The 1,501-nt window shown below is 38.6% G+C and carries 1 protein-coding gene and 1 pseudogene; both read left to right on the forward strand.

What is annotated here, in order from left to right:
• On the forward strand, positions 1 to 472 hold a 472-nt coding region (locus JIG37_RS13355), incomplete at its 5' end, for a flagellin (RefSeq protein ID WP_280517217.1).
• 437 nt (positions 473 to 909) lie between these two features.
• Positions 910 to 1,501, forward strand: a pseudogene (locus JIG37_RS13360) (flagellin); the annotation flags it as partial.

Below are 1,501 nucleotides of genomic sequence, written 5' to 3' on the forward strand. Positions count from 1 at the left end.
GACTGTTCAAACTACTGCTATTGCATTGGATGGACAAGCTGCTGCGGCTGATAGTGTTGCTGTAGCTGGGAGTATTAAACTGTCTTCAGATAACAGCTTTAGCGTTGTAACAGCCACTGATGCAGATTTAGGTGCTGATGCTGTTGCTATTCTTAATAATGTATCTGATATAAACATCGATACTCAGGATGGCTCTCAGAGCGCTCTAGCTATCATAGATGGTGCGCTATCACAAATTGATTCACAAAGAGCAAACTTAGGTGCGGTGCAAAACCGCTTTAGTCAAACAATCAGTAATTTAGCAAATGTTCAAGAGAACGTATCTGCTTCACGCAGTCGTATTAAAGACACTGATTTCGCATCTGAAACAGCAGCTATGACAAAAAACCAAATCTTACAACAAGCGGGTACGTCAATTTTATCGCAAGCTAACCAAATACCACAAGCGGCGATCAGCTTGTTAGGTGGTTAGTTAAAATTATAGCTTTATATATGAAAAGCGCACAAGTTGCGCTTTTTTATTGCGTAAACAATAAAATAGGTAGGCGGCATTCACTCGGTGTTCTTTTATTACAATTTTCTTATTTCTTAGTGAAACGCACAGTGGCTTTAATGCTCTTTGTAACTAATTCACTTAAAACCTTTTTGCACAAAGAGAAACAGTGAGCAGTAAATGAGAGGGGAATACGATTTAAGCGAAAAAATTTAAATAGTTTTAAAATAAAAAGTGATTAAAATCAGTTTTTTAAGTTGAAACCCTCAAATAAAATCCATTTTTTTAAAAAAAAGCCTAAAGATAAATTCGCATCTGCCGTTAACTTAACCAGTACGGAGCTTGAACATACAAATTGTGAAAGTTCTTGGTTAAATCAAAACAGATATATTACGAAAGTAATCAGGAGTTTTATCATGGCTTTAACAGTAAATACAAATGTATCTTCATTAAATGCTCAACGTAACTTGTCTAAATCAGGTCAAGGTCTAGCAACGTCAATGGAGCGTTTAGCATCAGGTATGCGCATTAATAGCGCAAAAGATGATGCGGCAGGTCTACAAATTTCAAATCGTTTAACTTCGCAGGTAAATGGCTTAGCTGTAGCGCAACGTAATGCAAATGATGGTATCTCAATGGCGCAAACCGCAGAAGGCGCAATGCAAGCTTCTACTGATATTTTACAACGTATGCGTGAACTTGCACTTCAGTCAGCAAATGGTTCGAATTCAGATAAAGATCGTGAAGCATTACAGAAAGAAGTTGTACAGTTAAATACAGAGTTAACACGAATTGCAGAAACAACATCGTTTGGTGGTCAGCAGTTACTGGATGGTTCATTCGGTACAAAGTCATTCCAAGTAGGTTCAAACGCTAATGAAACTATTGGGGTGACTCTTAAGAGCGTTGCTGCAAGTGATATCGGCTCTTTCGAAACAACATTGGCTGGAGCTGCTGCCTCAGCACTGGGGTTAGGTCGAGCTGCTGCTGCTGCAGATAATGCTACCC

Origin of the sequence: Pseudoalteromonas sp. bablab_jr010, assembly GCF_016464105.1 — a bacterium.
In the GTDB taxonomy this organism is placed as follows: Bacteria; Pseudomonadota; Gammaproteobacteria; order Enterobacterales; family Alteromonadaceae; genus Pseudoalteromonas; species Pseudoalteromonas simplex.